The 22,563-nt window shown below is 64.5% G+C and carries 25 protein-coding genes; 12 read left to right on the forward strand and 13 right to left on the reverse strand.

What is annotated here, in order from left to right:
- Window positions 1-19: 19 nt before the first annotated feature.
- The 5 genes from DIZ22_RS17970 to DIZ22_RS17990 all read right to left on the reverse strand — a co-directional run bounded on the left by DIZ22_RS17970 (window position 20) and on the right by DIZ22_RS17990 (window position 7,345).
- Window positions 20-1,135, reverse strand: coding sequence for a glycoside hydrolase family 88 protein (locus DIZ22_RS17970; protein WP_048936804.1), 1,116 nt, complete (start codon window positions 1,133-1,135; stop codon window positions 20-22).
- Complete coding sequence (locus DIZ22_RS17975; RefSeq protein WP_122928488.1) at window positions 1,136-4,144, reverse strand: beta-galactosidase; 3,009 nt, start codon at window positions 4,142-4,144, stop codon at window positions 1,136-1,138.
- 22 nt (window positions 4,145-4,166) lie between these two features.
- On the reverse strand, window positions 4,167-4,481 hold the full coding sequence (locus tag DIZ22_RS17980; protein WP_037508075.1) for an L-rhamnose mutarotase: 315 nt from the start codon (window positions 4,479-4,481) through the stop codon (window positions 4,167-4,169).
- A 104-nt stretch (window positions 4,482-4,585) separates the two neighbouring features.
- Window positions 4,586-6,121: a glycosyl hydrolase family 28-related protein gene (locus DIZ22_RS17985; protein WP_048936802.1), complete on the reverse strand. Its 1,536-nt coding sequence runs from the start codon at window positions 6,119-6,121 to the stop codon at window positions 4,586-4,588.
- Window positions 6,122-6,133: 12 nt separating this feature from the next.
- Window positions 6,134-7,345: a rhamnogalacturonan acetylesterase gene (locus DIZ22_RS17990; protein ID WP_122928490.1), complete on the reverse strand. Its 1,212-nt coding sequence runs from the start codon at window positions 7,343-7,345 to the stop codon at window positions 6,134-6,136.
- A 328-nt stretch (window positions 7,346-7,673) separates the two neighbouring features.
- On the opposite strand from DIZ22_RS17990, the gene DIZ22_RS17995 reads away from it, so the two are divergent.
- A complete protein-coding gene (locus tag DIZ22_RS17995; RefSeq protein ID WP_048936800.1) occupies window positions 7,674-10,616 on the forward strand; it encodes a TonB-dependent receptor in 2,943 nt (980 codons plus the stop codon).
- A gap of 153 nt (window positions 10,617-10,769) precedes the next feature.
- Here the strand turns inward: DIZ22_RS17995 and DIZ22_RS18000 are convergent, their stop codons facing one another.
- From DIZ22_RS18000 to DIZ22_RS18030, 7 genes are all read right to left on the reverse strand, one after another.
- On the reverse strand, window positions 10,770-11,546 hold the full coding sequence (locus tag DIZ22_RS18000; RefSeq protein WP_037508079.1) for an IclR family transcriptional regulator: 777 nt from the start codon (window positions 11,544-11,546) through the stop codon (window positions 10,770-10,772).
- Between the two features lie 162 nt (window positions 11,547-11,708).
- Window positions 11,709-12,221, reverse strand: a complete 513-nt coding sequence (pal, locus tag DIZ22_RS18005) for a peptidoglycan-associated lipoprotein Pal (protein ID WP_004209366.1) — start codon at window positions 12,219-12,221, stop codon at window positions 11,709-11,711.
- A gap of 119 nt (window positions 12,222-12,340) precedes the next feature.
- Window positions 12,341-13,675 (reverse strand): Tol-Pal system beta propeller repeat protein TolB, encoded by a 1,335-nt coding sequence (gene tolB / locus DIZ22_RS18010; protein WP_017500982.1) that lies wholly within the window; start codon window positions 13,673-13,675, stop codon window positions 12,341-12,343.
- On the reverse strand, window positions 13,672-14,643 hold the full coding sequence (locus DIZ22_RS18015; protein ID WP_048936799.1) for a TolA protein: 972 nt from the start codon (window positions 14,641-14,643) through the stop codon (window positions 13,672-13,674). The genes tolB and DIZ22_RS18015 overlap by 4 nt, the downstream gene beginning before the upstream one ends.
- A gap of 18 nt (window positions 14,644-14,661) precedes the next feature.
- Window positions 14,662-15,132 carry a protein TolR gene (gene tolR / locus DIZ22_RS18020; protein WP_004209369.1) on the reverse strand — a complete coding sequence of 157 codons (471 nt, stop codon included), beginning with the start codon at window positions 15,130-15,132 and terminating at the stop codon, window positions 14,662-14,664.
- Entirely contained in the window at window positions 15,132-15,851 is a 720-nt protein-coding gene (gene tolQ / locus DIZ22_RS18025; protein ID WP_048936798.1) for a protein TolQ, read from the reverse strand. The genes tolR and tolQ overlap by 1 nt, the downstream gene beginning before the upstream one ends.
- Window positions 15,848-16,318: a YbgC/FadM family acyl-CoA thioesterase gene (locus tag DIZ22_RS18030; RefSeq protein WP_004209371.1), complete on the reverse strand. Its 471-nt coding sequence runs from the start codon at window positions 16,316-16,318 to the stop codon at window positions 15,848-15,850. The genes tolQ and DIZ22_RS18030 overlap by 4 nt, the downstream gene beginning before the upstream one ends.
- A 167-nt stretch (window positions 16,319-16,485) precedes the next feature.
- Here DIZ22_RS18030 and DIZ22_RS18035 point away from each other — a divergent pair, with 167 nt between their 5' ends.
- Complete coding sequence (locus DIZ22_RS18035) at window positions 16,486-17,364, forward strand: 3-hydroxybutyryl-CoA dehydrogenase (protein WP_037508086.1); 879 nt, start codon at window positions 16,486-16,488, stop codon at window positions 17,362-17,364.
- A gap of 35 nt (window positions 17,365-17,399) precedes the next feature.
- Here DIZ22_RS18035 and pspF read toward each other — a convergent pair whose 3' ends face one another.
- Window positions 17,400-18,431 carry a phage shock protein operon transcriptional activator gene (gene pspF / locus DIZ22_RS18040; protein WP_048936796.1) on the reverse strand — a complete coding sequence of 344 codons (1,032 nt, stop codon included), beginning with the start codon at window positions 18,429-18,431 and terminating at the stop codon, window positions 17,400-17,402.
- Window positions 18,432-18,618: 187 nt separating this feature from the next.
- On the opposite strand from pspF, the gene DIZ22_RS22085 reads away from it, so the two are divergent.
- The 10 genes from DIZ22_RS22085 to DIZ22_RS18085 all read left to right on the forward strand — a co-directional run bounded on the left by DIZ22_RS22085 (window position 18,619) and on the right by DIZ22_RS18085 (window position 22,549).
- Entirely contained in the window at window positions 18,619-18,792 is a 174-nt protein-coding gene (locus DIZ22_RS22085) for a hypothetical protein (RefSeq protein WP_007708701.1), read from the forward strand.
- Window positions 18,793-18,876: 84 nt separating this feature from the next.
- Entirely contained in the window at window positions 18,877-19,545 is a 669-nt protein-coding gene (gene pspA, locus DIZ22_RS18045) for a phage shock protein PspA (protein WP_004209375.1), read from the forward strand.
- Window positions 19,546-19,549: 4 nt separating this feature from the next.
- Entirely contained in the window at window positions 19,550-19,816 is a 267-nt protein-coding gene (gene pspB, locus DIZ22_RS18050; protein WP_004209376.1) for an envelope stress response membrane protein PspB, read from the forward strand.
- A 1-nt stretch (window position 19,817) separates the two neighbouring features.
- A complete protein-coding gene (pspC, locus tag DIZ22_RS18055; RefSeq protein WP_004209378.1) occupies window positions 19,818-20,198 on the forward strand; it encodes an envelope stress response membrane protein PspC in 381 nt (126 codons plus the stop codon).
- A 43-nt stretch (window positions 20,199-20,241) separates the two neighbouring features.
- Window positions 20,242-20,532, forward strand: coding sequence for a hypothetical protein (locus tag DIZ22_RS18060; protein ID WP_048936795.1), 291 nt, complete (start codon window positions 20,242-20,244; stop codon window positions 20,530-20,532).
- Window positions 20,533-20,559: 27 nt separating this feature from the next.
- Entirely contained in the window at window positions 20,560-20,904 is a 345-nt protein-coding gene (locus tag DIZ22_RS18065) for a hypothetical protein (RefSeq protein ID WP_004209381.1), read from the forward strand.
- 30 nt (window positions 20,905-20,934) lie between these two features.
- Window positions 20,935-21,186, forward strand: a complete 252-nt coding sequence (locus DIZ22_RS18070) for a hypothetical protein (RefSeq protein WP_007708693.1) — start codon at window positions 20,935-20,937, stop codon at window positions 21,184-21,186.
- A 28-nt stretch (window positions 21,187-21,214) separates the two neighbouring features.
- Entirely contained in the window at window positions 21,215-21,448 is a 234-nt protein-coding gene (locus DIZ22_RS18075) for a hypothetical protein (RefSeq protein ID WP_010339237.1), read from the forward strand.
- Window positions 21,449-21,565: 117 nt separating this feature from the next.
- Entirely contained in the window at window positions 21,566-22,000 is a 435-nt protein-coding gene (locus DIZ22_RS18080; RefSeq protein WP_048936794.1) for a SufE family protein, read from the forward strand.
- Window positions 22,001-22,051: 51 nt separating this feature from the next.
- Window positions 22,052-22,549 carry a hypothetical protein gene (locus DIZ22_RS18085; protein WP_048936793.1) on the forward strand — a complete coding sequence of 166 codons (498 nt, stop codon included), beginning with the start codon at window positions 22,052-22,054 and terminating at the stop codon, window positions 22,547-22,549.
- Window positions 22,550-22,563 lie beyond the last annotated feature (14 nt).

A 22,563-nucleotide genomic window follows, 5' to 3' on the forward strand; every position in this document is an offset into this window, starting at 1 on the left:
GATCCCCGTTTCCCGTGACTCAGATATAGGTGCGCAGGAACTCGCCGAGTGCGCACATGGCCAGGCTCTGGCCATAGGGCATGGAGGTGAGCGCGATGTCCTTGTAGAACTGCATCGTGTCGCCCATCGCCGTGCCGAAGCTCACCTGCTGCAGCTCGCCAGTCTCGTCGATGTTCGCCAGCACGCCGCGCACCGCCTTGATGCCGACTTCCTCATAATGGCGGGGCAGATAGCCCTTACGCACGGCCTTCAATATGCCATAGGCAAAGCCGGCGGTGGCCGATGCTTCCAGATAGCTGGTCGGATCGACGATCAGCGTGTGCCACAGGCCGGTTTCGGCGTCCTGCGTCTCGGCCAGGGTCTTCACCTGGGCGGCCAGCGTGTCGATCAGGAAGGTGCGGAAGAAATCGCCTTCCTTCAGGTCGAGGATCTCGATGATCTCGGGGATGGCGATCGTCACCCAGCAATTGCCCCGCGCCCACAGCGCTTCGGCGAAATTGTGGCGGCCGTTGAAGTCCCAGCCGTGGAACCACAGGCCGGTCTTCGTATCATAGAGATATTTGATATGGACCAGGAACTGGCGCTTGGCTTCCTCGACATAGGTCGGACGATCCAGCAGCAGGCCGATCTTGGCCAGCGGCAGCACCGACATCATCAGCGTGTCGTCCCACATCTCGCCAGGATTCTCGTCATTATAGACGATATGCTGGAACCCGCCTTCTTCGGTCTTGGGCAGGCCGTCGGCCGCCATCAGCCATTCGGCCCAGACGTCCAGATAGGGGATGTAGCGCGGGTCGGGCTCATATTCATACAGATAGGCCAGCGTGATGAACGGGGCCATCGTGTTGATATTCTTGGTCGGCGTGCCTTCGGCAAAGCGATCCTCGAACCACTGCTTGATGATGCCCAGCGCCTTCTGGTCGCCGGTCTGCTCGAAATAGCGCCACATGCCGAACAGGCCGACGCCATGGGTCCATTCCCATCCGGCCCAGCCCTTGGTGTCGATGATGCGGCCATCTTCCAGATGGAGCAGGAATTCGCCTGTCTCGTCCTTGATATTGACGAGATTGTCCATCAGCCGGTCGATGGATTCGACGACCTGCTGGCGCGGTACATCATGGGTGAGAGCGGCCACTTACTTGGTCTCCTTGAGGTCTGAAGGTGCGTTTGGCGCGGTCACCATCTGCACCGGCAGACCGCCTTTCACATTGCGTAGGGTGACGAGGCGCACGGTTTCGAGCGCATCGCCCGGCTGACCGTCGGACGTGACGGCCAGCGCGACATGGTTCTGGCCCCTGTGGTTCAGGATGCCTTCGGGAATGGGGAAGGTCCGCTGCGGCCCGACATGGGCGATGAACTGCCCCATGTTCCAGCCGTTGACGAAGATCAGCACACGGTAACGCACCGGCGAACGCGGCTTGCCGGCGTCGCCAATGCTCAGGCCAATGGTCGCATCCTGCCCCTTGGGAACGTTGAGGGCAAAGCTGGTGCGATACCAGCTCGTCCCGGCCGCCGCCTGGGTCGCGGGCACGCTGGCCTTGGCCCAGCCCGCGTCGTTGAAGCCGGGCAGGTGCCAGCCCATCCGCTCGCCATAAAGGCCGCCATTATTGGCCGGGCCACGGGCGACATCGGGCAGATCCTCGCCGCCCTGCTTGCCCTGGATCTTCCAGTGGATCGGCACCGCGAAGCTGCGTCCGCTCGGGCCGCCCTCCAGCGAAGCGGAGACCAGGCCGCGCGCTTCCTTGTGGAAATCGTCGCTGTCCAGATCCCAATTATGGCCATTGTTGCGGACCATGACGGAAATGACATGCTCGCCTGCCGCCTGCGCGTCCGCCGGCAGGGCAAAGCGCGCCGTGCCAGTGGTGATCGGCCGGGGCAGGCCGCCGGGCGTTTCGCCTTCGCCCAGGAACTTGCCATCGACCCAGGCCTGCACCAGCCCCGAACCGCCCGCGCCATAATAAAGCGACAGCGCCTTGGCATCGGGTGAGCCGGTGAAGCGGCCGCGATACCAGACATCGCCATCATGGAAGCCATAGGCGTCCATCAGCATATTGGGCTGGCCGTCGGGTTTGGCGGTGGTGCTGGCATAGGAGCGGTTGTCGATCGCCTGCCAGCCGCTGTCGTCGAAACCGGGCTGCGCCTCAGGCGAACCCTGTGCCATGCGCCAGTCGTTGAGCGCCGGCAGAGCGACATCAGCCGGGCCGGCAAGCGGCTGGACCGCGGCGATGCTGCCGATGGCTGTCGCTTTCGTTGTCACCTTCGCGCCGTTCCAGCTGACCGAGCGGACCGCCTTGGGCGCCCAGATTTCCATCGGGCTGGCCGTATTCGTATCGCCGGTCAGCACAAGCGAACCGCCCTTGGCAACAGCGCTGCGCACCAGCGCCGGCCCGCGTACCAGCATGTCCTTCTCGCGCCAGTAGCGCGCGCCCTCGGCCTCATCGGCCAGGATCAGGGTCAAGGGCGGACGCCCGCCCCCCTCGATCCGCACCACGGCGCGGCCCTGATGGCTGTAATCCAGCTTCAGGTCGCCCTTCGCGGCATCGAACGCGCTGCGCGCCTGCCCCTCAACCACCGTCACCTTGGGCGCGGAAGTGTAGCGCAGCACCGTCTCGCCCGGCTCGCCGGCGCGGCCATAGAGCAGGATCAGGTCATTGCCGTCGATCTGCTGCGCCGACTGAAGTTCGGAACTGGAATAGACCAGCCGCTGCCCGCCCAGCGTCACGCCGGCGACCAGCCATTTGGCGTCGAAGCCATTGAGCTGCATCGGCACGGTATAGCGGCCATCGGGCAGGTCGGCGGTAAAGCTGAAAGCGTCGCTCGTCTGCCCGTTGGACGGCTTGTGTGTCACCATCAGGAAGCGCGCGTCCGTCTCCGGGCTCTTGTTGTGATAGACTTGGATATTGGGCGAGCTGATCTCCGGTGTCCCGGCCGGGATCATGCCGGCCATGTCGGGGACGGAGGCGATCAGGCCGCCCAGCTGCTTCATCTCCAGCGCCTTTTCGCGCACCTCGCGCGGCTCGGAAATGGCGGAGCCATAATCATAGCTGCTGAACACCACCGGCGCGGGCAGCCAGCCCCAGCTGGTGCCGCCATAGCCCATGTAGAAGCTCTGGATGCCGATGCCATTGGCCAGGTTCGTGCCATAGAAGACGCGCTGGAACCGCTTGCCACGCTGGATCGCGTTGCACTCATAGCCGCCGTTCGAACCCCAATAGTCGAACCAGCCACCGCCGAATTCGGCCAGGAATCCGGGCGTGTCCGGGGACGCGGATGCGCCGCCCTTGGCGCCGCCGGGACCATAATAGCCCCAGTCGGGCGCGGCCGATCCACGCGTTGGCTTGCCGTCCACGGTACAGGTGCCGCCGGGATAGCCGTCGAACGCATACATGTCGTTGGGGCCGTGGACGACCTTCTCCACCTTGCTGCTCTCGGGCGCCCAGTAACCGTTGCGGCCCTGGTCATTGTGGAACAGCGGCACGGTGATGCCGTCGGCCCGTGCCTTGGCATAGAGATGATCCATATAGCGCCGCTGCGCCGGCGTGGTCATCGCCAGCTCATTCTCGATCTGGTGCAGGATCACGCCATATTTGCGGCTCGGATCATTGTTGATCTGGTGCTTGGCGATGATCGCGTTGACCTTCGTCAGCCATTCGTCCGCGGCCGCCATATAATCGGGGTCATCGGTGCGGGCGCGGGCGCGCTGGTTGACCAGCCAGCCGGGAAAGCCGCCGCGCGACAATTCCGCATTCACATAGGGACCGGCGCGGGTGATGACGTAGAGGCCTTCCTCCTCCGCTTGTGTCAGCAGCCGGTCGATGTCGCGGATGCCGCTGAAATCATACACGCCCTTGTTCGGGCTGTGGAAACCCCAGTCGAAATAGACGGCGACGCTGTTGAAGCCGCTGGCCTTCATCTTCTGGAGGATGTCGCGCCACAGATCGGGCGAGGGCAGGCGGAAATGGTGGAATTCCGACGACCAGATCACCATCCGCTTGCCGTCGATCATCAGCGATCGCGCATCATAGGAGACGCGGCCGAAGGTCTTGACCGGCGCGGAGAGGTTGGCGGTCGGCTTGGCCTGCTGCGCCAGGACGGGCGTGGCGAGCATGGTGCCAAGGGCGAGGGCGGCGATGAAGCTACGCATGGGTGTCAGCCTGTTCCTGCACTCAATCCATGTGGAACAGCAGCGACAGCGGCCATTCCTTGGGCTGGTTGCTCGGCTGCACTTCCATCAGCGGCGCCATATAATCCCACCAGCGCTTCATGATCGGATGGTCGGGCAGGCTGTCTCGGCTATTGTCCTCGCGCAGCTTCAGCACCGCGAACAGGCTCAGCGTCTCTTCGTCCAGGAAGATCGAATAGTCATGGATGCCCGACTCGGTCAGCAGCGCCGACAATTCGGGCCAGATCTCGTCATGGCGCTTGCGATATTCCGCGACCACGCCGGGCTTGAGCTGCATCTTGAAGGCGTGGACGGACATCGGCTCTCCCCTGTGAACCATATTATGGAACTCGAAACCGATATTTGGGTAACATCGTCCCACATGTTCGTCAAATGCTAAGAATGGGTGGGACGATGTCCGTTTCAGCGCGCCAGGATCGGGCTGTTGCGGATCGTCAGGCCCGCCACATCGTCGAACAGCGCCGGTGGCCGCGCGTCGAGCGTCGCCGTCTCGGCGGAAAAGCGCTCGATCGTCAGCCGCTCGGCATGGCGCGCCCATAGCGCCCAGCTGGGCAGCACGCCGAACATGCTGGGTTCGGGATAGGCATCGGCCAGTTCGGCGGGCCTGCGCGCCGCATCCTGCGCGGTGCCGCCGCCCTGATAGACCAGATGCACGTCGCGCAGCGTCACGTCGCGCACCGGATGGCCCGGCAGGCCGGCAATGCTCGCGGCAAATCTGTGGTCGATCCCGCGCGCATCCACCTCGCTGATCTCCACGCCGTTGATCGCGCCGATGCCGGTGCCATCCGGCCCGCGCCGCCGATCGCCGATGCGCAGGAAGATCGGCGCGGTCGTCACCTCGCGCATGGTCAGCCGCCGCGCGGCGATATTCTCCATGACCCCGCCGTCGACCGTTTCCAGCGCCAGCCCGCGGCAGCGGGTGAAGCGGCAATCCTCGATCCGGATATTGCGATATCCGCCATTGCTCTCGGTGCCGAGCTTGATCCGACCGGTGACCCGGTCCTGGTCGGGCGCGATCTGCTGTGTGGTGCGCTTGGTGCCGTCCAGCATCGATCCCATGTCATAGCCGGACACGTCGCAGTCGCGGATCAGGATATTCTCCGATGCGATCGCGCGGCCCAGCGCATAGCTGCTCTTGACAACGATGCCGTCATCATTGGGCGAATTGACCCGGCAGCGTTCCACCACCACGTCGCGCACGCAGTCGAGGTCGATACCGTCGCGTTCGGTGTCGATCGCCAGATTGTCGATGCGCAATTGCTGCGTGCCGGTCGCGATGATCGCGAAATGCCCGCCCTTCAGGATCGAAAAGCCGCTCAGATGAATGTCGCGGCCGTTCTTCAGCGCGATCGCCTTGTTGCCCAGGCCGTTCATCTTCGCGGCATCGGGCTCCAACTCGGCAATCTGCGCGTCGCTCATCCTGCGCATCGACAGCGGCCGTTCGCCGGCCTGCTTCTTCCAGCGGGCACCCGGCCCGTCGCGGGTCAGGCCCAGGCCATGGATCATGCCGGGGCCAAGAATCGCAACCTCGACCAGATCCTCGCCCCAGATCAGGCTGTTGTGCCAATGGCTATGGCCGAAATCCTGATAGAGCTGGTCGATCCCCGTCTCGGGCAGGTCATAGCGGCCGGCATGGCGCGCGGGATCGGCCGCCTCGATCACCGCGCCTTCGCCGATGACCAGGGTGACATGGCTCTTCAGCCGGATCGAGAAGCAGAGATAGCGGCCCCGTGGCAGCAGCACGGTGCCGCCACCTGCCTGCGATGCGGCCAGGATCGCGGCATTGATCGCATCGCTGTCGATCGCCATGCCGTCGCCCCGTGCGCCATGATCGCGCACGTCGAACCGTCGCGCCGCATGACCGGCAAAGGGAAAGGCAGTGCCGGGCGCCAGCAGCGCACCAGCGGCCAGGCCCAGGCTGATTTCGCGCCGGCTCATCCGCAACATGGCTCAGTTACCTGCCGGACGCACATCGCTATGTGCCCGGCTCGGCACGATCGCCACCTGCGCCGCGCTCGGCGGTTGGGCCGGCGCAAAGGGGGCGGCGACGACATGGGGCGCCAGTTCGGGAATCTGTGCCCTGATCCGCTCGGCCACCGCGCTCGCCAGCAGCCAGGCGCCATAATTATCATGATGGGTCTTGTCCTTGCCGCCATCATTGAAGGCGGTCGGCGCAACCTGCGGCCCCAGCGCCTCATAAATGGCCCGGCTGTCGGCATTCAGGTCGATCAGCGGCACTCGTTCCTCGGCCGCCAGCTTGCGCACCGCATCGGCATAGCTGCCCAGCGTATCCTTGATGCGGCCGCTCTCGTCGAAATTGCGCCGTTCGGGGGAGGTCACCAGCACCGCATGGGCGCCGCGCCGCCGCGCCTCGGCGATATAGGCGCGCAGATAGGCGGGGTAGGTGTTCGCCGCATCGGCATAGGTTTGCGGCCATTCCTGTTTCTGGTCATTATGGCCGAACTGGATGAACAGCCAGTCACCCGGCTTAACCGCCGACAACAGCTTGTCGAAGCGCAGGTCGGTGAGGAAGGATTTGAGCGTCGCACCCGACTTGGCATGGTTGGCGACCGCGATGCTGCCGTCCAGCATTACGGGGAGCATCTGGCCCCAGCTCGCCGCCGGCTCGGCCGCCTGATCGGTGACGGTCGAATCGCCCGCGAGGAAAAGGGTTGGAGCGCTCACCGGCTCGATCGTCACCGAAGCGACCTGCGGCTTGCCCAGAAATTCCAGCGTCAGCCGGTCGTCCCACGTATATTCGCGCGCATCGCCGGCAGTGATCCGCACCGCCGTTCCGCCCGTCGCATTGGCGGGCGGCGGCGGCAGGGCAGGGCTGCGGACATTGACCAGGAACTGCCGTTCGACGAACTGTCCCTTCTTGGTCGCGACATTGCGCAGCATCAGCCGCCGTGCCTCCGCCTTGACCGTGGTGTCGCCAGCCGCCTTGCGGTTACCCAGCGTCAGCGTCACCCGATAGGTGCCGTCGGGCACGGCCACCGAAAACAGGAAGTCATCCGCGGTGCTGCCCGGCTCCATGCCATGGCCGCCGGCCTGATAGGGCGTCTGCCGTGTGGCGCTGTCCGACGACAGGTCGAAGGACTGCGGCGCGGCGATGGAGGATCCTGCCATCAGGATCAGGGCAAGGCTGGTGCTGAGCGGCATGACGCAAACATCCTGAGCGAGACAAATAGGGGAGCGCGCCAAGACGCGCTCCCCCAAGAAAACCGCCCGTGCAGAGGCGGAAGCAGGAATCCGGTCGCGATCACGATGGAATCGGTCTCATAAATTGATAGCATGATCCATATATAGGGAAAAAATTCCGGTCAATCCCTCCCTGCATCCAATGCGATCAGCGTCATGGTGATCCACAGTGTGGAACTTGCGATCATATTATGATTTTTATGGAAATGTCGTGAAATATAATATAGTGTGACACAAAATTTCACATAGTGGGAATGCTGGCGAGGGCCGGCACATTGGGGAGGAAGTCATGATCGAGCATTACAGCCGTATTGCGTCCGCGCGCCGTTCGTCGGTGATCGCGCTGGCCGTCGCCATGATGGCGGGCGCGCCGGCCTTTGCGCAGGACCAGGCGCCGCAGGCACAGCCCGACCAGGAAAATGCCGACATCGTCGTCACCGGCTTCCGCGCCTCGCTCAACAGCGCGCTCAGCATGAAGCGGCAGGAAGCCGCCGCGATCGACTCGATCGTCGCCGAAGATATCGGCAAGTTCCCCGACTCCAACCTTGCCGAATCGATGCAGCGCGTGCCGGGCATCGCGCTCCAGCGCGGCGACGGCGGCGAAGGCCGCAACATCTCGGTCCGCGGCCTTGGCCCGGCCTTCACCCGCACCCGCATCAACGGCATGGAAGGCACGTCGCAGACCGGCTCGTCGGACATTTACGGCGCCGGCAATAATGGCCGCAGCTTCGACTTCAACGTCTTCCCGACCGAAATCTTCTCGGCCCTGTCGGTGCGCAAGACGCCCTCGGCCGATGTCGAGGAAGGTTCGCTCGGCGCGACGGTCGATCTGAGCGCGCCCAAGCCGATGGAGCAGAAGGAGGATTTCGTCCTCTCGATGACCGCGCGCGGCGTCTATAACGAACTGTCCAAGGAGGTCGATCCGCGTGCCTCGCTGCTGGTGTCGAAGAAGTTCGGCGACAGCGGCTTCGGCATCCTCGGTTCGGTCGCCTATCAGAAGCGGCACATCCGCGAAGTCGGCTATTCGGCGGTGGACATCCTGTCGGCCAATACCAATGGCGGTTTCTGCTCGCCGGTCGGCTTCGCGCCGCAGAACCCGGCCGACAATGCCGCCAAGGGCGCCGATGCGCTCAATTGCTCGACCGGCAATCCGCGCACCAGCACCAGCGCCGCCTATCAGGCTATCTATGATCTGCGTCGCGACGACCTGCCCAATACGCCGGGCAGCGGCGCCTTCCTGCCGCGCATTCCGCGCTACCTCAATTCGGAACAGAATCAGGAACGGATTGGCGGGTCGCTGACCCTGCAGTTCAACCCCGACGACGACACCGACATCTCGCTCGACATGCTCTATTCGCGGTTCGAGGTGACCCGGCGCGACAATTATATCGCCGCCATCTCCTTCGCCCGCTCGGCCGCCAATAACGGCCAGCCGATGACGTCCGTGCGCGATATCGAGTTCGACGAGAATGGCTCGCTGGTCCAGGGCGTGTTCGACGGCGTCGACGTCCGTTCCGAAGGGCTGGTCGATCATTTCGTTTCGACCTTCAAGCAGGCCAACCTCAACTTCCGCCGTCGCCTCAACGACAGTCTGGAACTGAGCGGCATCGTCGGCTTCAACCGCTCCATCTGGGACGGCAAGAAGCGTCTCCAGACCTTCATGGATGCGATCGACACCGATGGTTTCTCGATCGACTATAGCAAGGGCGGCACCACCCCGACCTTGGGCTTCGGTATCGACGTCAATGACCCTGCCAGCTTCAACTATGCGCCGGGCCGCGCCGACGGCACCGTGCTGGGCGGCTTCAGCTATCAGGGCAAGCCGTCGAAGAACACCACCGACAACATGACCGCCGACATCAACCTCAAATGGACGGTCAGCGACGCCTTCTCGATCAAGGGCGGCGCGCAATATCGGCGCAGCAATTTCCTCTCGACCTTCCTGCGTCCCTATAATGCCGATACCGTGGTGCGGGCGCTGCCGGCCGGCACGACGCTGGCCGATATCACCACCAACATCACCGGCGTCGACAAGCTGTGGGGCCATGGCGCCCCGTCCAGCTGGGCGGCGATCGATCCCGAGAAATGGGCCGACACCTTCGGCTTCGACGATGTCCGCTATTGCGGCGTCGAATGTGGCGGCGGCCGCAGCCGCGTGCGCGAAGAGGTCATGAGCAGCTATCTCATGGCCAATTTCGATCTCAGCGATGCGATCGGCTTCGGCATTCGCGGTGACGTCGGCGTGCGCTACGTCAAGACCGACATGCTGTCGTCGGGCTATATCGCCGTGGCGCAGGCCAGCTCGCCGACGGGTCTGACCGGCCAGTTCGCGGCCGCCAGCAACAGCTATGATGATTGGCTGCCCTCGGCGAACATCGTCGTCGAGCCGGTCGAGAATGTCCTGGTCCGCTTCTCCGGCGCGAAGGTCATGGCCCGTCCGGAACTCGGCCTGCTGACCCCGACCAGCGGCGTCAATCCGGTCACCCGCGTCGGCAATGTCAACAACCCGTTCCTCGACCCGATCCGGGCCAACACCTTCGACGTCGCGGTCGAATGGTATTTCCGCCCCGGTTCGCTGCTCTCGGCCGCCTTCTTCTACAAGGACATCAAGAGCTTCATCCAGAATGTGAACAGTCAGATCCCGTTCAACCAGCTCGGCTTGCCCAACGCTCTGCTGGAAAACAGCAACACCTTGCCGGATGAGCTGTTCACCGTGTCGCAGCCGTTCAACACGCCGGGCGGCAAGCTCAAGGGTATCGAGCTCAATGCCCAGATCCCCTTCACCTTCCTCGACGGCTTCTTCAGCAATTTCGGCGTGCTGGCCAATTACACCCACGTCACGTCGAAGATCGACTATATCCTCGCCAGCGTGAACGGCGTGCCGACCGTGACGACCACGGCGGACCTGGTCGGCCTGTCGCCCAACACCGCGTCGGGCACGCTCTATTATGAGGATGACAAATTCTCGATCCGCACCACCGGCAACTTCCGCGACAAGTTCATCCGCGGCATTCCGGCCTCGCCGGGCAGCGACCTTCAGGGCAATGCCAAGACCTTCTACATGGATGCGTCGGCCAGCTATAATGTCACGGATCGCCTGAAGATCATCGTCGAGGTGCAGAACCTGACCGACGAGCAGAACCGCCTCTATATCGACAGCCAGCGTCAGGACACGCTGTTCGAAACCCGCATTGGCCGCACCTTCACCTTTGGCGTGACCTACCGGATGTAATTTTCCAGTCCTCCCCAAACTTGGAGCCTGATCGTCTGAGGTGGAAGCGCTTCGCGCTTTCACCGAAGACGTGAATCAGGCTCCATTTTTATGTGGCAGGCGCGGTTACCATTGGTGACCGCGCCCATTTTCTTATCCGGTAGATCAGGAAATTCAGCGCTGGCCGCTGAAGCCCACCGCCGCACTGATCTGTTCGGCCGACTTCATCACCTGCTCGGCCAGCGCCGGGCGAACATCGTCGGTCAGATAATGGGCGGCGCTTGCGATCGAGATGGCGACGCAGATCTGCCCCTTGGCATCGCGCACCGGCACGGCGATCGACCGCACGCCATCGCCCAGTTCGCTGTCATGCAGCACTTCGCCGCGCGCCTTGTGGACCCGCATTTCTGCAATATAGGCGTCGATCTGCTTGCGGCTGGCCTCGCCGCCCTTGGCCTCGACATAGAGCCGTTCCCAGGTCGCTTCATCCTCGTCCAGCAGCAGCGCCTTGCCCAGGCCCGTTTCGGCGACCGGACGACGATCGCCCGGCGCGGTCGCGACGCGCAGCCGCTGGTTGCCGGTTACCCGGTCCAGATGGCGCGACCAGTCGCCCTCGCGCTTGCCCACGAACACGCAGAAGCCGGTCTTTTCCGACAGTAATTCCATGAACGGGCGGGCGACGCGGACATAGTCGATCTGCTCGGTGGCCAGCACGCCCAGCTGCAACAGCTTGGGACCGAGCGCGAAGCCGTTGCGCGTCACCGCCAGATAGTCGCGCGATTTCAGCGCCTGCACCAGCCGATGCGCGGTGGTCTTGCTCATGCCCAGCTTGCGGGCCAGATCGGCGGCACGGATCGGCCCGTCGATCACCTCGTCCATGATATCGAGCGCGCGCATCAGCGTCTGCGTGCCCTTAACGCCCTGTTCCTGCTTCTCTTCGCCATCTTGCATATGTTTTTTCGCTTCCTGTTTTCGTCCCATATATAGGGTCGTCCCACATATCGGAAACGAATTTCGCAAAGGCGGAGCGAACATCGCGGCCGGCCCAAAAACATAAGGGCCCGCCGATCGAAATCGGCGGGCCCATAGCCGTCAGATGCGACCCGACGGGGATCAATATTGGACGGTAACGGTCACTGCGCGGCGGTTCTGCGCCCAGCTTGCTTCGTCCGAACCCAGAGCCGCAGGCCGTTCCTTGCCATAGCTCACGGTGTTGATGCGGCTGGGCGAAATGCCCAGCGATGCGAGATAATTTTTGGCCGCATTGGCGCGACGGTCGCCCAGCGCGATATTGTAATCGCGGGTGCCGCGTTCGTCGGCATGGCCCTCGATGGTGATGCGGACATTGGGGTTCTGCTGCAGCCAGGCGGCCTGGCTCTGCAGTGTCGCCTGATCCTCGGCATCGACATCATATTGGTCGAGGCCAAAGAAGATGCGGTCGGACGACACCGACGCGACGAAATCTTCCTGGCTGCCCTTGACCGGGCCGGTCTGGCCAACCGGACCGCCCGTCTGGGTCGTGTCGCTGCCACCCGGCGCCGGCGGCAGTTCGGCCGGCGGCTTCTTCGAACAGGCGGCGAGGGCCAAGACGGCGGTTGCCATGAGCAGGGGCCGGGTGATCTTCATCGGGGTCTCCTAAGGATATCGCCATTCTGCCACCCGGACGGGCAACAGCATGGTTGGTAAAAATCGTTACGCTGTCAAGACGATAGGGTTCCCTATCGCGTCGAAAAGCTGTGGAAAACTTATGGCAGCAACGGACCCCAGGCCGGGTCGGAGCCACTGAGCGGTGTCGGGATGCGCCGTTCGTTCACGCCGGTCAGGTCCACCTGCCACACCTGGCTGCTGCCCTGGCGACCCGGCGTGGTGCGGAAGAATTGCAGCACGCGGCCATTGGGCGACCAGGTCGGCTGCTCGTCCTGCCAGCCATTGGTCAGGATGCGCTCATTGTCGCCGCTCGGCGTCATCACCGCGATCTTGAAATCGCCCGACAGCTTGGTGAAGGCAATGAGGTCGCCGCGCGGGCTCCATTCTGGCGTCGCATAGCGGCCGCCGCCATGGCTGATGCGGCGCTGGTTCGACCCGTCGGCATTCATCACATAGATTTGCTGTCCGCCCGACCGGTCGCTTTCGAACACGATCTGGCGGCCATCGGGCGAATAGGAGCCGCCGACATCGATGCCCGGCGAATTGGTGAGGCGCACCGGCGCGCCGCCCTGGGCGGACACGCGATAGATGTCGGTATTGCCCGACACCGCCATCGAGAACAGGATGTTGCGGCCATCGGGCGACCAGCGCGGCGCGAAGGTCGTGTTGTTGCTTTCGGTCACCAGCCGCTGCTGCCCGGTGCCGATGTCATAGACATAGATCCGCACCCGGCTGCCCAGATAGCTCACATAGACGATCGACTTGTAATCGGGCGAAAAGCGCGGGGTCAGCGCGATCGACTGGCCATTGGTGATGAAGCGGTGGTTGGCGCCATCGGAATCCATGATGGCGAGGCGCTTGACGCGGTTATCCTTGGGGCCGCTCTCGGCGATATAGGCGATCCGGCTGTCGAAGAAGGGGCTCTCGCCCGACAGCCGGGCATAGATGGCGTCGGCGCATTTATGCGCGGCCCGGCGCCAGTCGCGCGGCGCGACGACATAGCCCTGGCGCGTCAATTCCTGCTTCAGCGCCACGTCGTAGAGGTAGCAGCCGACGGTGATGTCCGCCTCGCCGCCGGTGGTGCGGACAAAGCCCTGCACCAGCGCCTGATAGGCGCCCCATTTGTCGTAGACGGGATTGGTCACTTCCGGGAAAGCGAGCGTCGGCATGCCGGCCGGGCCGGACGGATCGAACAGGCCCGATCCCTTGAGGTCGGTGGCGATCACCTCGGCGATCTTGCGGCCCAGTTCATTGGCGGTGCCGGCCGGGGTCGCCACATCCTGCTGCGCCGGCAGGGCGGGCACGGCGATCTTGAGGTTGCTGTCGATATCGCCGGTCACGTCGACCGACAGCTGCGCCAGCGCGGGCATGGCGGTGAAGGCGAGCAGGGCGGCGGTCGCCGCGGCCAGGCGGCGGAGCAGGGTCGTCGTCATCGGGTCAGCCTCGCGTCAAAGCGGAGTGGCCGCAGCCATTTCCATTGTTCATAATATTCGGGCGGCAAATTGCGGAAGGGCGATGCCAGTTTGACCGCCTGGATCGCGCGTTCCGCATGCAGCTTGGCCTGGGGCCGGTTGCTGGCGGTGACGCCCAGCTGGTCGATCACTTCGGGCGTGCCGATCACTGCGCCATTCTTGTCCAGCCGCACTTCCAGCAGGGTCACCAGCTGATCGGCGTCCGCGCCTGACGGCGGGCGCCAGTTGGGCTTGAGCTGCCGGCGGATCTCGGCATCCAGCGCGGCCTTCTGCTGCGGCCCCATGGCGGCGGCCTGCGGTGCGGCGGCGGGTTTACGCGGTGCGTCGGCGCTGGTGTCGATGCCTTTGAGGAAATCATTGCCCAGCAGCGATCCCTTGGGCTTGGCCGCGGCCTTGCCCGATCCCGATGCGGCCGCCGGCTTGGCGGCCTTGGGTGCGGGCTTGGCGCTGGCCTTGGCCGGCGCGGCGGCCGCAGCCTTGGGCTTCTCCGGCGCCGGCTTCGCCTTGGGCTTTTCCGCTGGCTTTTCAGGGGCCGGCTTGGGCTTGGGTGCGGCCTTGGGCGTTTCCTTCTTCGGCGGCGTTGGCTTCGGCTTGGGCGGCGCGGGTTTCGCGACTTCCTTGGGCGGGACCGGCTTTGGCTTGGGCGGCGCCGGGGTCGGCTCGGGCACGGGTGCCGGCTCGGGCTGGGCAGCGGGCGCAGCGTCCTCGGTCGGGCCCTTCTCAGGCGCGACGCTGGGCGGTGGCGGCTCGGTCGAGATGCGCGGCGCGGTCGATTGCAGCGCCACTTCGTCCACCAGGCTGACATCCATCGGCGGGCTGTTCAGCTTCAGCGGATTGGGCGTCGCCAGGAACCCGGCCGACAGCAGGCCGAACAGCAGGACATGTCCTGCCGTCGCAACGCCAAGGCCGATTTTTTCCGCGCGTTCCATCGGTTTGACCTATGGCCCCTATTCTGAACCTGCGCTGACATCGTCGGCGCCGTCCTGCCCGCCGGTGCTGACCAGCGCCACCTTGTTGAGGCCGGCCCGGTTGAGCTCGCCCATCACCCGCATCACCCGGCCATAATCCAGCGCCGTGTCCGCCCGCAGGAAGATCTGCGGCGCATCGGGCTTGCCGGCATTGGCCGACACGATCTCGGCCAGCCGGTCGGGCAGGTCGGCGTCGCTGACCACGTCTTCGTCGACATAGATGGCGCCGTCGCGATCGATCGACACCACGGTCGGCTTGGCATCCTGGTCCAGCCCCTTGGCGCGCGTCTCGGGCAGGTTGACCGGCACGCCGGTCACCAGCAGCGGCGCGGTCACCATGAAGATGATCAGCAGCACCAGCATGACGTCGACCAGCGGCGTCACGTTGATGTCTGCCATCGGCGCGCGATTGCGCCCGCGCCGACCGGACGGAGGACCAGACATCGCCATCAGCGTTGGGCCTCAAGCTCGCGGCTCAGCGTCGCGTAGAAGCCATCGGCAAAGCGGTTGAGGCGCGATTCCATCCGGTTGATGCCATGGCTGAACCGGTTGTAGGCGATCACCGCCGGGATGGCGGCGAACAGGCCGATCGCGGTCGCGAACAAGGCCTCGGCAATGCCCGGCGCCACGACGGCGAGCGAGCTGTTCTGCGCGGCGGCGATCGAGGTGAAGGCGCGCATGATGCCCCACACGGTGCCGAACAGGCCGACGAACGGTGCGACCGAACCGACCGTCGCCAGGATGTTCAGCCGGTCCGACAGCCGGTCGACCTCGGCCGCGATCGTGCTCGACATGCTGGTGGCCAGCCGGTCGCGCGTGCCGTCGCGGTCGATCACCTTCTGCGCGGTGGAGCGGCGCCATTCGGTGACGCCGGCGGCCATCACCTTGGCGGCCGGGAATTCGGCCTTGCCGCGGGCTTCATAGAAACGGTCGATATCGTCCGCCTTCCAGAAATCCGCCTCGAACGCGCGGCTCTGCTTGCTCGCCTTGCGCAGGGTGAAGCTGAAGCCGATGATGATCGCCCAGGTCCAGATGCTGGCCAGCAACAGGCCCAGCATCACCCCCTTCACGACGATGTCGGCCTGCAGGAACAGGGCGAGCGGCGAAATGGTGGCGGCGTCGGCTGCGGCGCCAACGGCGGTGCCGACGTCAGGCATGGACAGGTTCATGGGTGGATGTCTTCCCCTCGCATCAAACGGCTGAAAATCTCGATCCAGGGGCGCGGCTGGCGCTGCGGTCGTCCCTGGGGTGTCAGATAGGCGACGGTGATGACGCCGTCGGTCAATATGTCCTCGCCGCGCATGACTCTTTGCTGAATGACGCAGCTGGCGGCCCGCACCTCCATCACCTGGCTGACGACCATCAGGTCATCGTCCAGCCGGGCGGGACGGCGATAGGCGAGTTTCAGGTCGGTGACGGCATAGACGCCTTCGCCGCCTTCATGATTGGCGCGCTGGTCGATGCCGGCGATGCGCAGCATGTCGGACCGGGCGCGCTCCATATAGCGCAGATAATTGGCGTGATAGACCAGCCCCGACAGGTCCGTATCCTCGAAATAGATGCGCAGCGGGAAATGATGCACGGCGGCGATGAACCGTCCGGATGCGGGCGCTGGCAGGGGATCGGCAAGGGGCATGGGCGGCTATTAAGCATGGCGTGCGGTTCGCGCAAAGGCGGAAAATAGCGCGGGCGGACCATCCATCCGTCGCGATGGCCCGTTCGCCGCCCGCGAAGGGGCTTGGCGCGCGGCCTTACTTGTCGGTAGGGGTGACTGGAACGAACATTTGGTGAGGAGAATGGGACATGACCGACATCAAGACCGTGGGCGTGATCGGCGCCGGCCAGATGGGGGCGGGCATTGCCCAGGTCGCCGCCCAGGCCGGCTATGACGTGATCCTGTCCGACATCGACCTGCCCCGCGCCGAAAAGGGCAAGGCCGGCATCGCCAAGCTGCTGGCCCGCGCGGTCGAGAAGGAAAAGATCAGCCAGGCCGACGCCGATGCCGCCCTTGCCCGCATCACCCCGGTCGGCGAGATCGCGCCGCTCGCCGGCGCCCAGCTGGTGATCGAGGCCGCGACCGAGCGCGAAGAGGTCAAGCGCACCATCTTCACCAATGTCGGCAAGATCCTGGCGCCCGACGCCATCCTTGCCACCAACACCTCGTCCATCCCGATCACCCGCCTCGCCCAGGCCGCGCCCGATGCCAGCCGCTTCGTCGGCGTCCATTTCTTCAATCCGGTGCCGGTGATGGTGCTGGTCGAGGTCATTCGCGGCCTCGCCACGTCGCCCGAAACGGTCGCCGCGGTCGAGGGGTTCGCCGCGAAGATCGGCAAGACCACGGTCCATGCCTTCGACGCGCCGGGCTTCGTGGTGAACCGCATCCTGCTGCCGATGCTGAACGAGGCGGTGTTCGTGCTGGGTGAGGGCGTCGGCAGCGTCACCGATATCGATCAGGGCTGCAAGCTCGGCCTCAACCATCCGATGGGGCCGCTGACCCTGCTCGATTTCGTCGGCCTCGACACCGCCCTCGAAATCCTCAACGTCTTCCTCACCACCACCGGCGACCCCAAATATCGCCCGGCGCCGCTGCTGGTCAAATATGTCGAGGCCGGCTGGTATGGCCGCAAGACCGGCAGGGGCTTCTATGATTATTCGGGCCCGGAACCCGTCCCGACCCGTTAAAAAAAAACTATCCGGTGGGGCGGCCTCGTGCCGCCCTATCCCGCGCTCAGCCCATGTTTCTTCATGCAATGGCGCAACTGGTCATAGGTCAGGCCCAGCCCCTTGGCGGTCGCCCGCTGATTATAGCGGAACCGCTCCAGCGCCGCCCGCACGATCGCCGCCTCATGCGCGTCGACCGCCGATTTGAGATCGGTGACATCGCCATGCCCGTTCATCACCGATGCAGCCGCAGGTGCCGGTGCCGCATTTTCCGCTGACGGCGCGGCGGCTCCCGGCATCAGCGGGCGCGGTTTCCAGGGCGAGGCGAAGGGGTCGAACACAATGGACGAGATCGGCCGCCCCGGCTCGGGCCAGCGATAGACTGCCCGCTCCACCACATTGCGCAGTTCGCGCACATTGCCCGGCCAGCCATGGCCTTCCAGCTCGGCTGCGCAGGCGGCGGAAAAACCCGGCCATTGCGGCCAGTTGAGTTCCGCTGCCATGCGCCGGCCGAAATGGTCGGCCAATACCGTTATGTCGCCTTCGCGCGCGCGCAGCGGCGGCAGGGTGATGACCTCGAAGCTCAGCCGGTCGAGCAGATCGGGGCGGAAGCGCCCGGCATCGGCGGCGGCGGGCAGATCCTCGTTGGTGGCGGCCACGATGCGGACATCGACCATCACCGGCCGCGACGATCCGATCCGCGTCACTTCGCCATATTCGATCACGCGCAGCAGCCGTTCCTGCGCCGCCATCGACAAGGTGCCCAGTTCGTCCAGGAACAGGGTGCCGCCATCGGCCTCCTCGAACCGGCCCGGCCGCGCCTTGGTCGCGCCGGTGAAGGCGCCCTGTTCATGGCCGAACAATTCCGCCTCGATCAGCGTCTCGGGCAGGGCAGCGCAGTTCATCACGATCAGCGGCTCGCCCCAGCGTGGCGACAGATGATGCAGGCGCTCGGCAATCAGCTCCTTGCCGGTGCCGCGTTCGCCGATCACCAGCACCGGGCGATTGAGTTCGGCGGCCCGCCCGGCCAGTTCGACGGCGTCGAGAAAGGCCAGCGACTGGCCGACAAACTGGGTATTTTTCTCCATGCGCCAAAATATGGGGAAATTTCCCAACTTTCAGCAAGTGAAATCTTTGCGCAGCCGTGCCAAATCATCAAAAAACGGCTGTTTTCTGCGCTTTTCAAAAATTGGCACGGCCTCTGCAATGTTGGGAACGAAGCCGCTGCACAGACAGGCGGCACCTTTAGAAGGCCAGGTTCAAGGAGTGTTGAAGATGGAAAAGAACAGCAACAGCGTTCGCGAAATCGGTCAACTGATGTCGGTCGCCATTGCCGCCGTCCTGTTCGGATCGACCATGATCCTTTCGGCGGTCGGCCCGGCCCGCGCCAGCGAAGCCCCGGTCCTCGCGACCCAGGATACCCCCGCGACCCTGCGCTATCTGGCGTAAGGCCGCACGACCCAGGCCGGGGCGGAAATGCCCCCTCTCGTCCGCCCCGGCCCCCTTGAAGAGAAGACCAGGAGCACCGTTAAAATGGGTATTTTCTCCCGCACCCGAGACATCATCGCCGCCAATGTCACCGACCTGCTCGACAAGGCCGAAGACCCGGCGAAGATGATCCGCATGATCATCCTCGAAATGGAGGAGACGCTGGTCGAGGTGCGCGCGTCCGCCGCCCGCACGATCGCCGATCAGAAGGAAATGCGTCGCCACATCGGCAAGCTGCAGGCGCTGCAGGATGGCTGGACCGAAAAGGCGCAGCTTGCCCTCAGCAAGGACCGCGAGGACCTCGCCAAGGCTGCCCTGGTCGAACGCCAGAAGGCCGCCGACATGGCCGAGCATCTCTCCCACGAGATCGAGGTGCTGGACGAGGCGCTGAAGGCGTCGGAAGAGGATATCGCCAAGCTGCAGGGCAAGCTGCGCGAGGCGCGTGCCCGCCAGAACAGCCTGGTCAGCCGCATGGAAAGCGCGCAGAACCGCCTGCGGGTGCGTGAAGCCTATGCCGGCGAGAAGGTCAACGAAGCCTTTGCCCGCTTCGACATGCTCGAACGCCGCGTCGACATGGCCGAAGGCCGCGCCGATGCCATGGGCCTGGGCGCGCAGCCCAAGACGCTGGAAGAGGAAATCGCGGAGCTGAAGTCGGCCGACAAGGTCGATGCCGATCTCGCCGCGCTCAAGGCCAGCATGAACAAGGGAGCCTGATCCCATGGAAGACGTCTTCTTGCCTATCATGGTCTGCGGCATGCTGTTCATCGGCATGCCCTGGCTGATCTTCCACTATGTCACCAAGTGGAAGCAGGCGCCCAAGATCACCGACGAGGATGAGCGGCTGCTGGATGAACTCCACCTGCTCGCCCGCCGTCTCGAAGACAGGCTGCAGACGGTCGAACGGATCGTCGCAGCCGACAATCCCGACTTCCGCCCGCAACGTCCGGCACAGGACGATAATTACGACTTCGACCGGAGGAACTGACATGAGCGCCCGCCGCACCAAATTCTATCTCGACAAGCAGAATGGCAAGTGGATGGGCGTGTGCTCCGGCATCGCCGACTATACCGGGATCGACGTGGTCTGGGTCCGGGTCGGCGCGGTGCTGGTGACCCTCATGGGCGCCTTCCCCTGGACGCTGATCGCCTATTTCGCCGCCGCCTATTTCGCCGATGCCAAGCCCCAGGGCCTTTATTCGGATCGGGACGACGAGAAATTCTGGCAGGGCGTGCGCACCAATCCGGCGCGCTCCACCCGCGACGTCCGCTCCAAGTTCCGCGACATCGACCGCCGCCTCGCCGACATCGAGGTCTATTATACCAGCCGCAACACGCGCCTCGCCGACGAGATCGACAGCCTGCGCTGAGACATCGCCAGGACAGGGCAGCAATAACGGGGAGTTCAAGGCCATGAATTTCGCAGGACCGACCTTCGTTCTGGCCATCATCGCCATGTCGACGCTGGGCTGGATGTTCACCACCTGGGTCCGTGCCCGGCACGGCTATCCGGTTGAAAATGAATGGACCGGCACCGTTCATCGAACAGATCCCGACGCCGGTCGAAAAATCGAACTACTTTCAAGTGAAAACGAAAAGCTGACTGGCCGCATCAGCCGCCTCGAAGAACGCATCGCAGTCCTCGAACGGATCGCTACCGATCCCGCCGCCCGGACCGCGCGCGACATCGACGCGCTGCGCTGACGCTGGCCGGCAAGGGGAGTAAAGGACATGAACAAGACCGACATGGTAGACGCCTTCGTCATGCCCAACCTGCCGTGGATCATCGGCGGCGGGCTTCTGATCGGGGCAATGGCGATCGGCGGGTGGATCTTCACCACCTGGCTGCGCGTCCGCAACGGCTATCCGCTGGAAAATAGCTGGGGCAAGGCGGTCTATCCGCAGAAGAATGAGGAACTGGTCGAGCGCATCAAGCTGATCAGCCAGGAAAATGCCCAGCTGCGCGCCGAAATCGGCTCGATGAAGGACCGGCTCGCCGTGGTCGAGCGGATCGTCACCGACGAAAGCCATCAGCTCAATCGCGAAATCGAGCGGCTGCGCGGCCCGGCGAACTGATCGCCCCGCGCGCCTCAAGGGAGGACAAACATGAATCCGTTTGAAATGGTCGTCGCCATCGTCGCGATCACCGCCATCGCCAGCGTCGTCCGCGCCAAATATGGCGTCGTGCGCCGCCACAAGGGCGAGGATTTCATCCAGCGCGGTCCCGATCCGGAGGCCGAACGCCTCCGCGCCGAAGTGAAGGCGCTCAAGGACCGGGTTGCCGTATTGGAACGGCTCGCCACCGACAGTTCGACCGCGCTGGAGCGCGAATTCGAGAAGCTCAAGGACCGCGACTGATCGCGGCAAAGGACACAGGGAGGACATCATGCAGGATCCCCTCTTCTACCTCACCATGGCCACCGCCGGCCTCGCCGGCCTCACCATCGTCGCCTTCGCGTCGCTGCGCGGCTGGAACGGCTGGCTCGACCTCAAGCGCGCGGAATTGAGCCGCCGCAGCGAGGAAGCCGCGCCGCCCTCGGCCGCCGCCCGGATCGAGGTCGCCGACCTCAAGGAACGCATCCGCAAGCTCGAAGCCATCGCCGCCGGCGTCGATCTGTAACGGCCCTTCTCCGTTCGCCCTGAGCGAAGTCGAAGGGCCAGGCTGAGCCAGGGGCGAAGCCGCGTCCCTCCGCTTGGGGACCGGTTTCGGGCTTTCCCGCACCGCTTTTCCCCCTATATGGGCGGCATGACCGATCAGCCCGCCCCGATGCCCGTTCTGGCCGACCTCCAGGAAGAATATGAATTTCTCGACGCCGATGATCGCTATCGCCTGTTGATCGATCTCGGCCGGGGGCTGGAGGATATGCCCGACGCGCTCAAGACCGATATGACGCTGGTGCGGGGCTGTTCGGCGGCGGTCTGGGTCTATCCCACGGTGCTGGATGACGGCCGGCTCCATTTTCTCGCCGACAGCAATGCCGCCATCACCAAGGGGATCATCGCGCTGGTGCTGCTGACCGTGCAGGATCGCGCCCCAACAGAGATCGGCGCGACCGATATCGAGGGCGCGCTGGCTCCTTTCGACCTCAAGAACCAGCTCAGCTCCAACCGCACCCAGGGCATTCCCAACATGATCGCCCTGATCCGCGAGACCGCGGCCCGCTACGCCTGACGGAAACTCCCGCGCATCCCCGCGTTCTTGCCTGACAAGGAGAATGCGACAATGCGCCATATCATGCCCCTCGCCATGCTCGGCCTGCTGGCCGCCTGTTCGGGCGGGGACAAGAAGGAACCGACCCAGCGCGATCAGATCGGCCAGGTCTGGAAATATGAAACCGCCGGCGCCGGCCAGAAGGTCGCCTATATCGGCAGCGCCAACAGCGTGCAGACCATGACCGCCGCCGACACCTTCTCGGTGCTGATGGTCCAGCCCATGTCCAACGGCGAAAAGACGGTGACGGTGAAGCTGGTCGGCGCGCCCTTCCAGTGCGACCTGTCCGACTGCGCGGTCGATGCCACCACCGATGACGGCAAGGCCCATCGCTGGAAGGGCCGCATGACCGAAGCGAAGGACGGGATCGAGATCATGCCTTCGCAAAATGCCTATGAGGCGATCGCCAAGGCGAAGAGCCTGAAGGTTGACCTCGCCGTCGGCCCCAAGGATCAGCGCTTCCCGTTCGAATTCAACGTCGCCGGGCTCGACCTCAAGAAGGGCGCCTGACGCGCGACTGGCGA

Source organism: Sphingobium sp. LF-16 (genome assembly GCF_003711185.1).
GTDB classification, from domain to species: domain Bacteria; phylum Pseudomonadota; class Alphaproteobacteria; order Sphingomonadales; family Sphingomonadaceae; genus Sphingobium; species Sphingobium yanoikuyae_A.

Coding starts and splice junctions, on each gene's coding strand:
- DIZ22_RS17975 (WP_122928488.1), bottom strand. CDS start 4,144: ATGCGTAGCTTCATCGCCGCCCTCGCCCTTGGCACCATGCTCGCCACG.
- DIZ22_RS17980 (WP_037508075.1), bottom strand. CDS start 4,481: ATGTCCGTCCACGCCTTCAAGATGCAGCTCAAGCCCGGCGTGGTCGCG.
- DIZ22_RS17985 (WP_048936802.1), bottom strand. CDS start 6,121: ATGAGCCGGCGCGAAATCAGCCTGGGCCTGGCCGCTGGTGCGCTGCTG.
- DIZ22_RS17990 (WP_122928490.1), bottom strand. CDS start 7,345: ATGCCGCTCAGCACCAGCCTTGCCCTGATCCTGATGGCAGGATCCTCC.
- DIZ22_RS17995 (WP_048936800.1), top strand. CDS start 7,674: ATGATCGAGCATTACAGCCGTATTGCGTCCGCGCGCCGTTCGTCGGTG.
- DIZ22_RS18000 (WP_037508079.1), bottom strand. CDS start 11,546: ATGCAAGATGGCGAAGAGAAGCAGGAACAGGGCGTTAAGGGCACGCAG.
- pal (WP_004209366.1), bottom strand. CDS start 12,221: ATGAAGATCACCCGGCCCCTGCTCATGGCAACCGCCGTCTTGGCCCTC.
- tolB (WP_017500982.1), bottom strand. CDS start 13,675: ATGACGACGACCCTGCTCCGCCGCCTGGCCGCGGCGACCGCCGCCCTG.
- DIZ22_RS18015 (WP_048936799.1), bottom strand. CDS start 14,643: ATGGAACGCGCGGAAAAAATCGGCCTTGGCGTTGCGACGGCAGGACAT.
- tolR (WP_004209369.1), bottom strand. CDS start 15,132: ATGGCGATGTCTGGTCCTCCGTCCGGTCGGCGCGGGCGCAATCGCGCG.
- tolQ (WP_048936798.1), bottom strand. CDS start 15,851: ATGAACCTGTCCATGCCTGACGTCGGCACCGCCGTTGGCGCCGCAGCC.
- DIZ22_RS18030 (WP_004209371.1), bottom strand. CDS start 16,318: ATGCCCCTTGCCGATCCCCTGCCAGCGCCCGCATCCGGACGGTTCATC.
- DIZ22_RS18035 (WP_037508086.1), top strand. CDS start 16,486: ATGACCGACATCAAGACCGTGGGCGTGATCGGCGCCGGCCAGATGGGG.
- pspF (WP_048936796.1), bottom strand. CDS start 18,431: ATGGAGAAAAATACCCAGTTTGTCGGCCAGTCGCTGGCCTTTCTCGAC.
- DIZ22_RS22085 (WP_007708701.1), top strand. CDS start 18,619: ATGGAAAAGAACAGCAACAGCGTTCGCGAAATCGGTCAACTGATGTCG.
- pspA (WP_004209375.1), top strand. CDS start 18,877: ATGGGTATTTTCTCCCGCACCCGAGACATCATCGCCGCCAATGTCACC.
- pspB (WP_004209376.1), top strand. CDS start 19,550: ATGGAAGACGTCTTCTTGCCTATCATGGTCTGCGGCATGCTGTTCATC.
- pspC (WP_004209378.1), top strand. CDS start 19,818: ATGAGCGCCCGCCGCACCAAATTCTATCTCGACAAGCAGAATGGCAAG.
- DIZ22_RS18060 (WP_048936795.1), top strand. CDS start 20,242: ATGAATTTCGCAGGACCGACCTTCGTTCTGGCCATCATCGCCATGTCG.
- DIZ22_RS18065 (WP_004209381.1), top strand. CDS start 20,560: ATGAACAAGACCGACATGGTAGACGCCTTCGTCATGCCCAACCTGCCG.
- DIZ22_RS18070 (WP_007708693.1), top strand. CDS start 20,935: ATGAATCCGTTTGAAATGGTCGTCGCCATCGTCGCGATCACCGCCATC.
- DIZ22_RS18075 (WP_010339237.1), top strand. CDS start 21,215: ATGCAGGATCCCCTCTTCTACCTCACCATGGCCACCGCCGGCCTCGCC.
- DIZ22_RS18080 (WP_048936794.1), top strand. CDS start 21,566: ATGGGCGGCATGACCGATCAGCCCGCCCCGATGCCCGTTCTGGCCGAC.
- DIZ22_RS18085 (WP_048936793.1), top strand. CDS start 22,052: ATGCGCCATATCATGCCCCTCGCCATGCTCGGCCTGCTGGCCGCCTGT.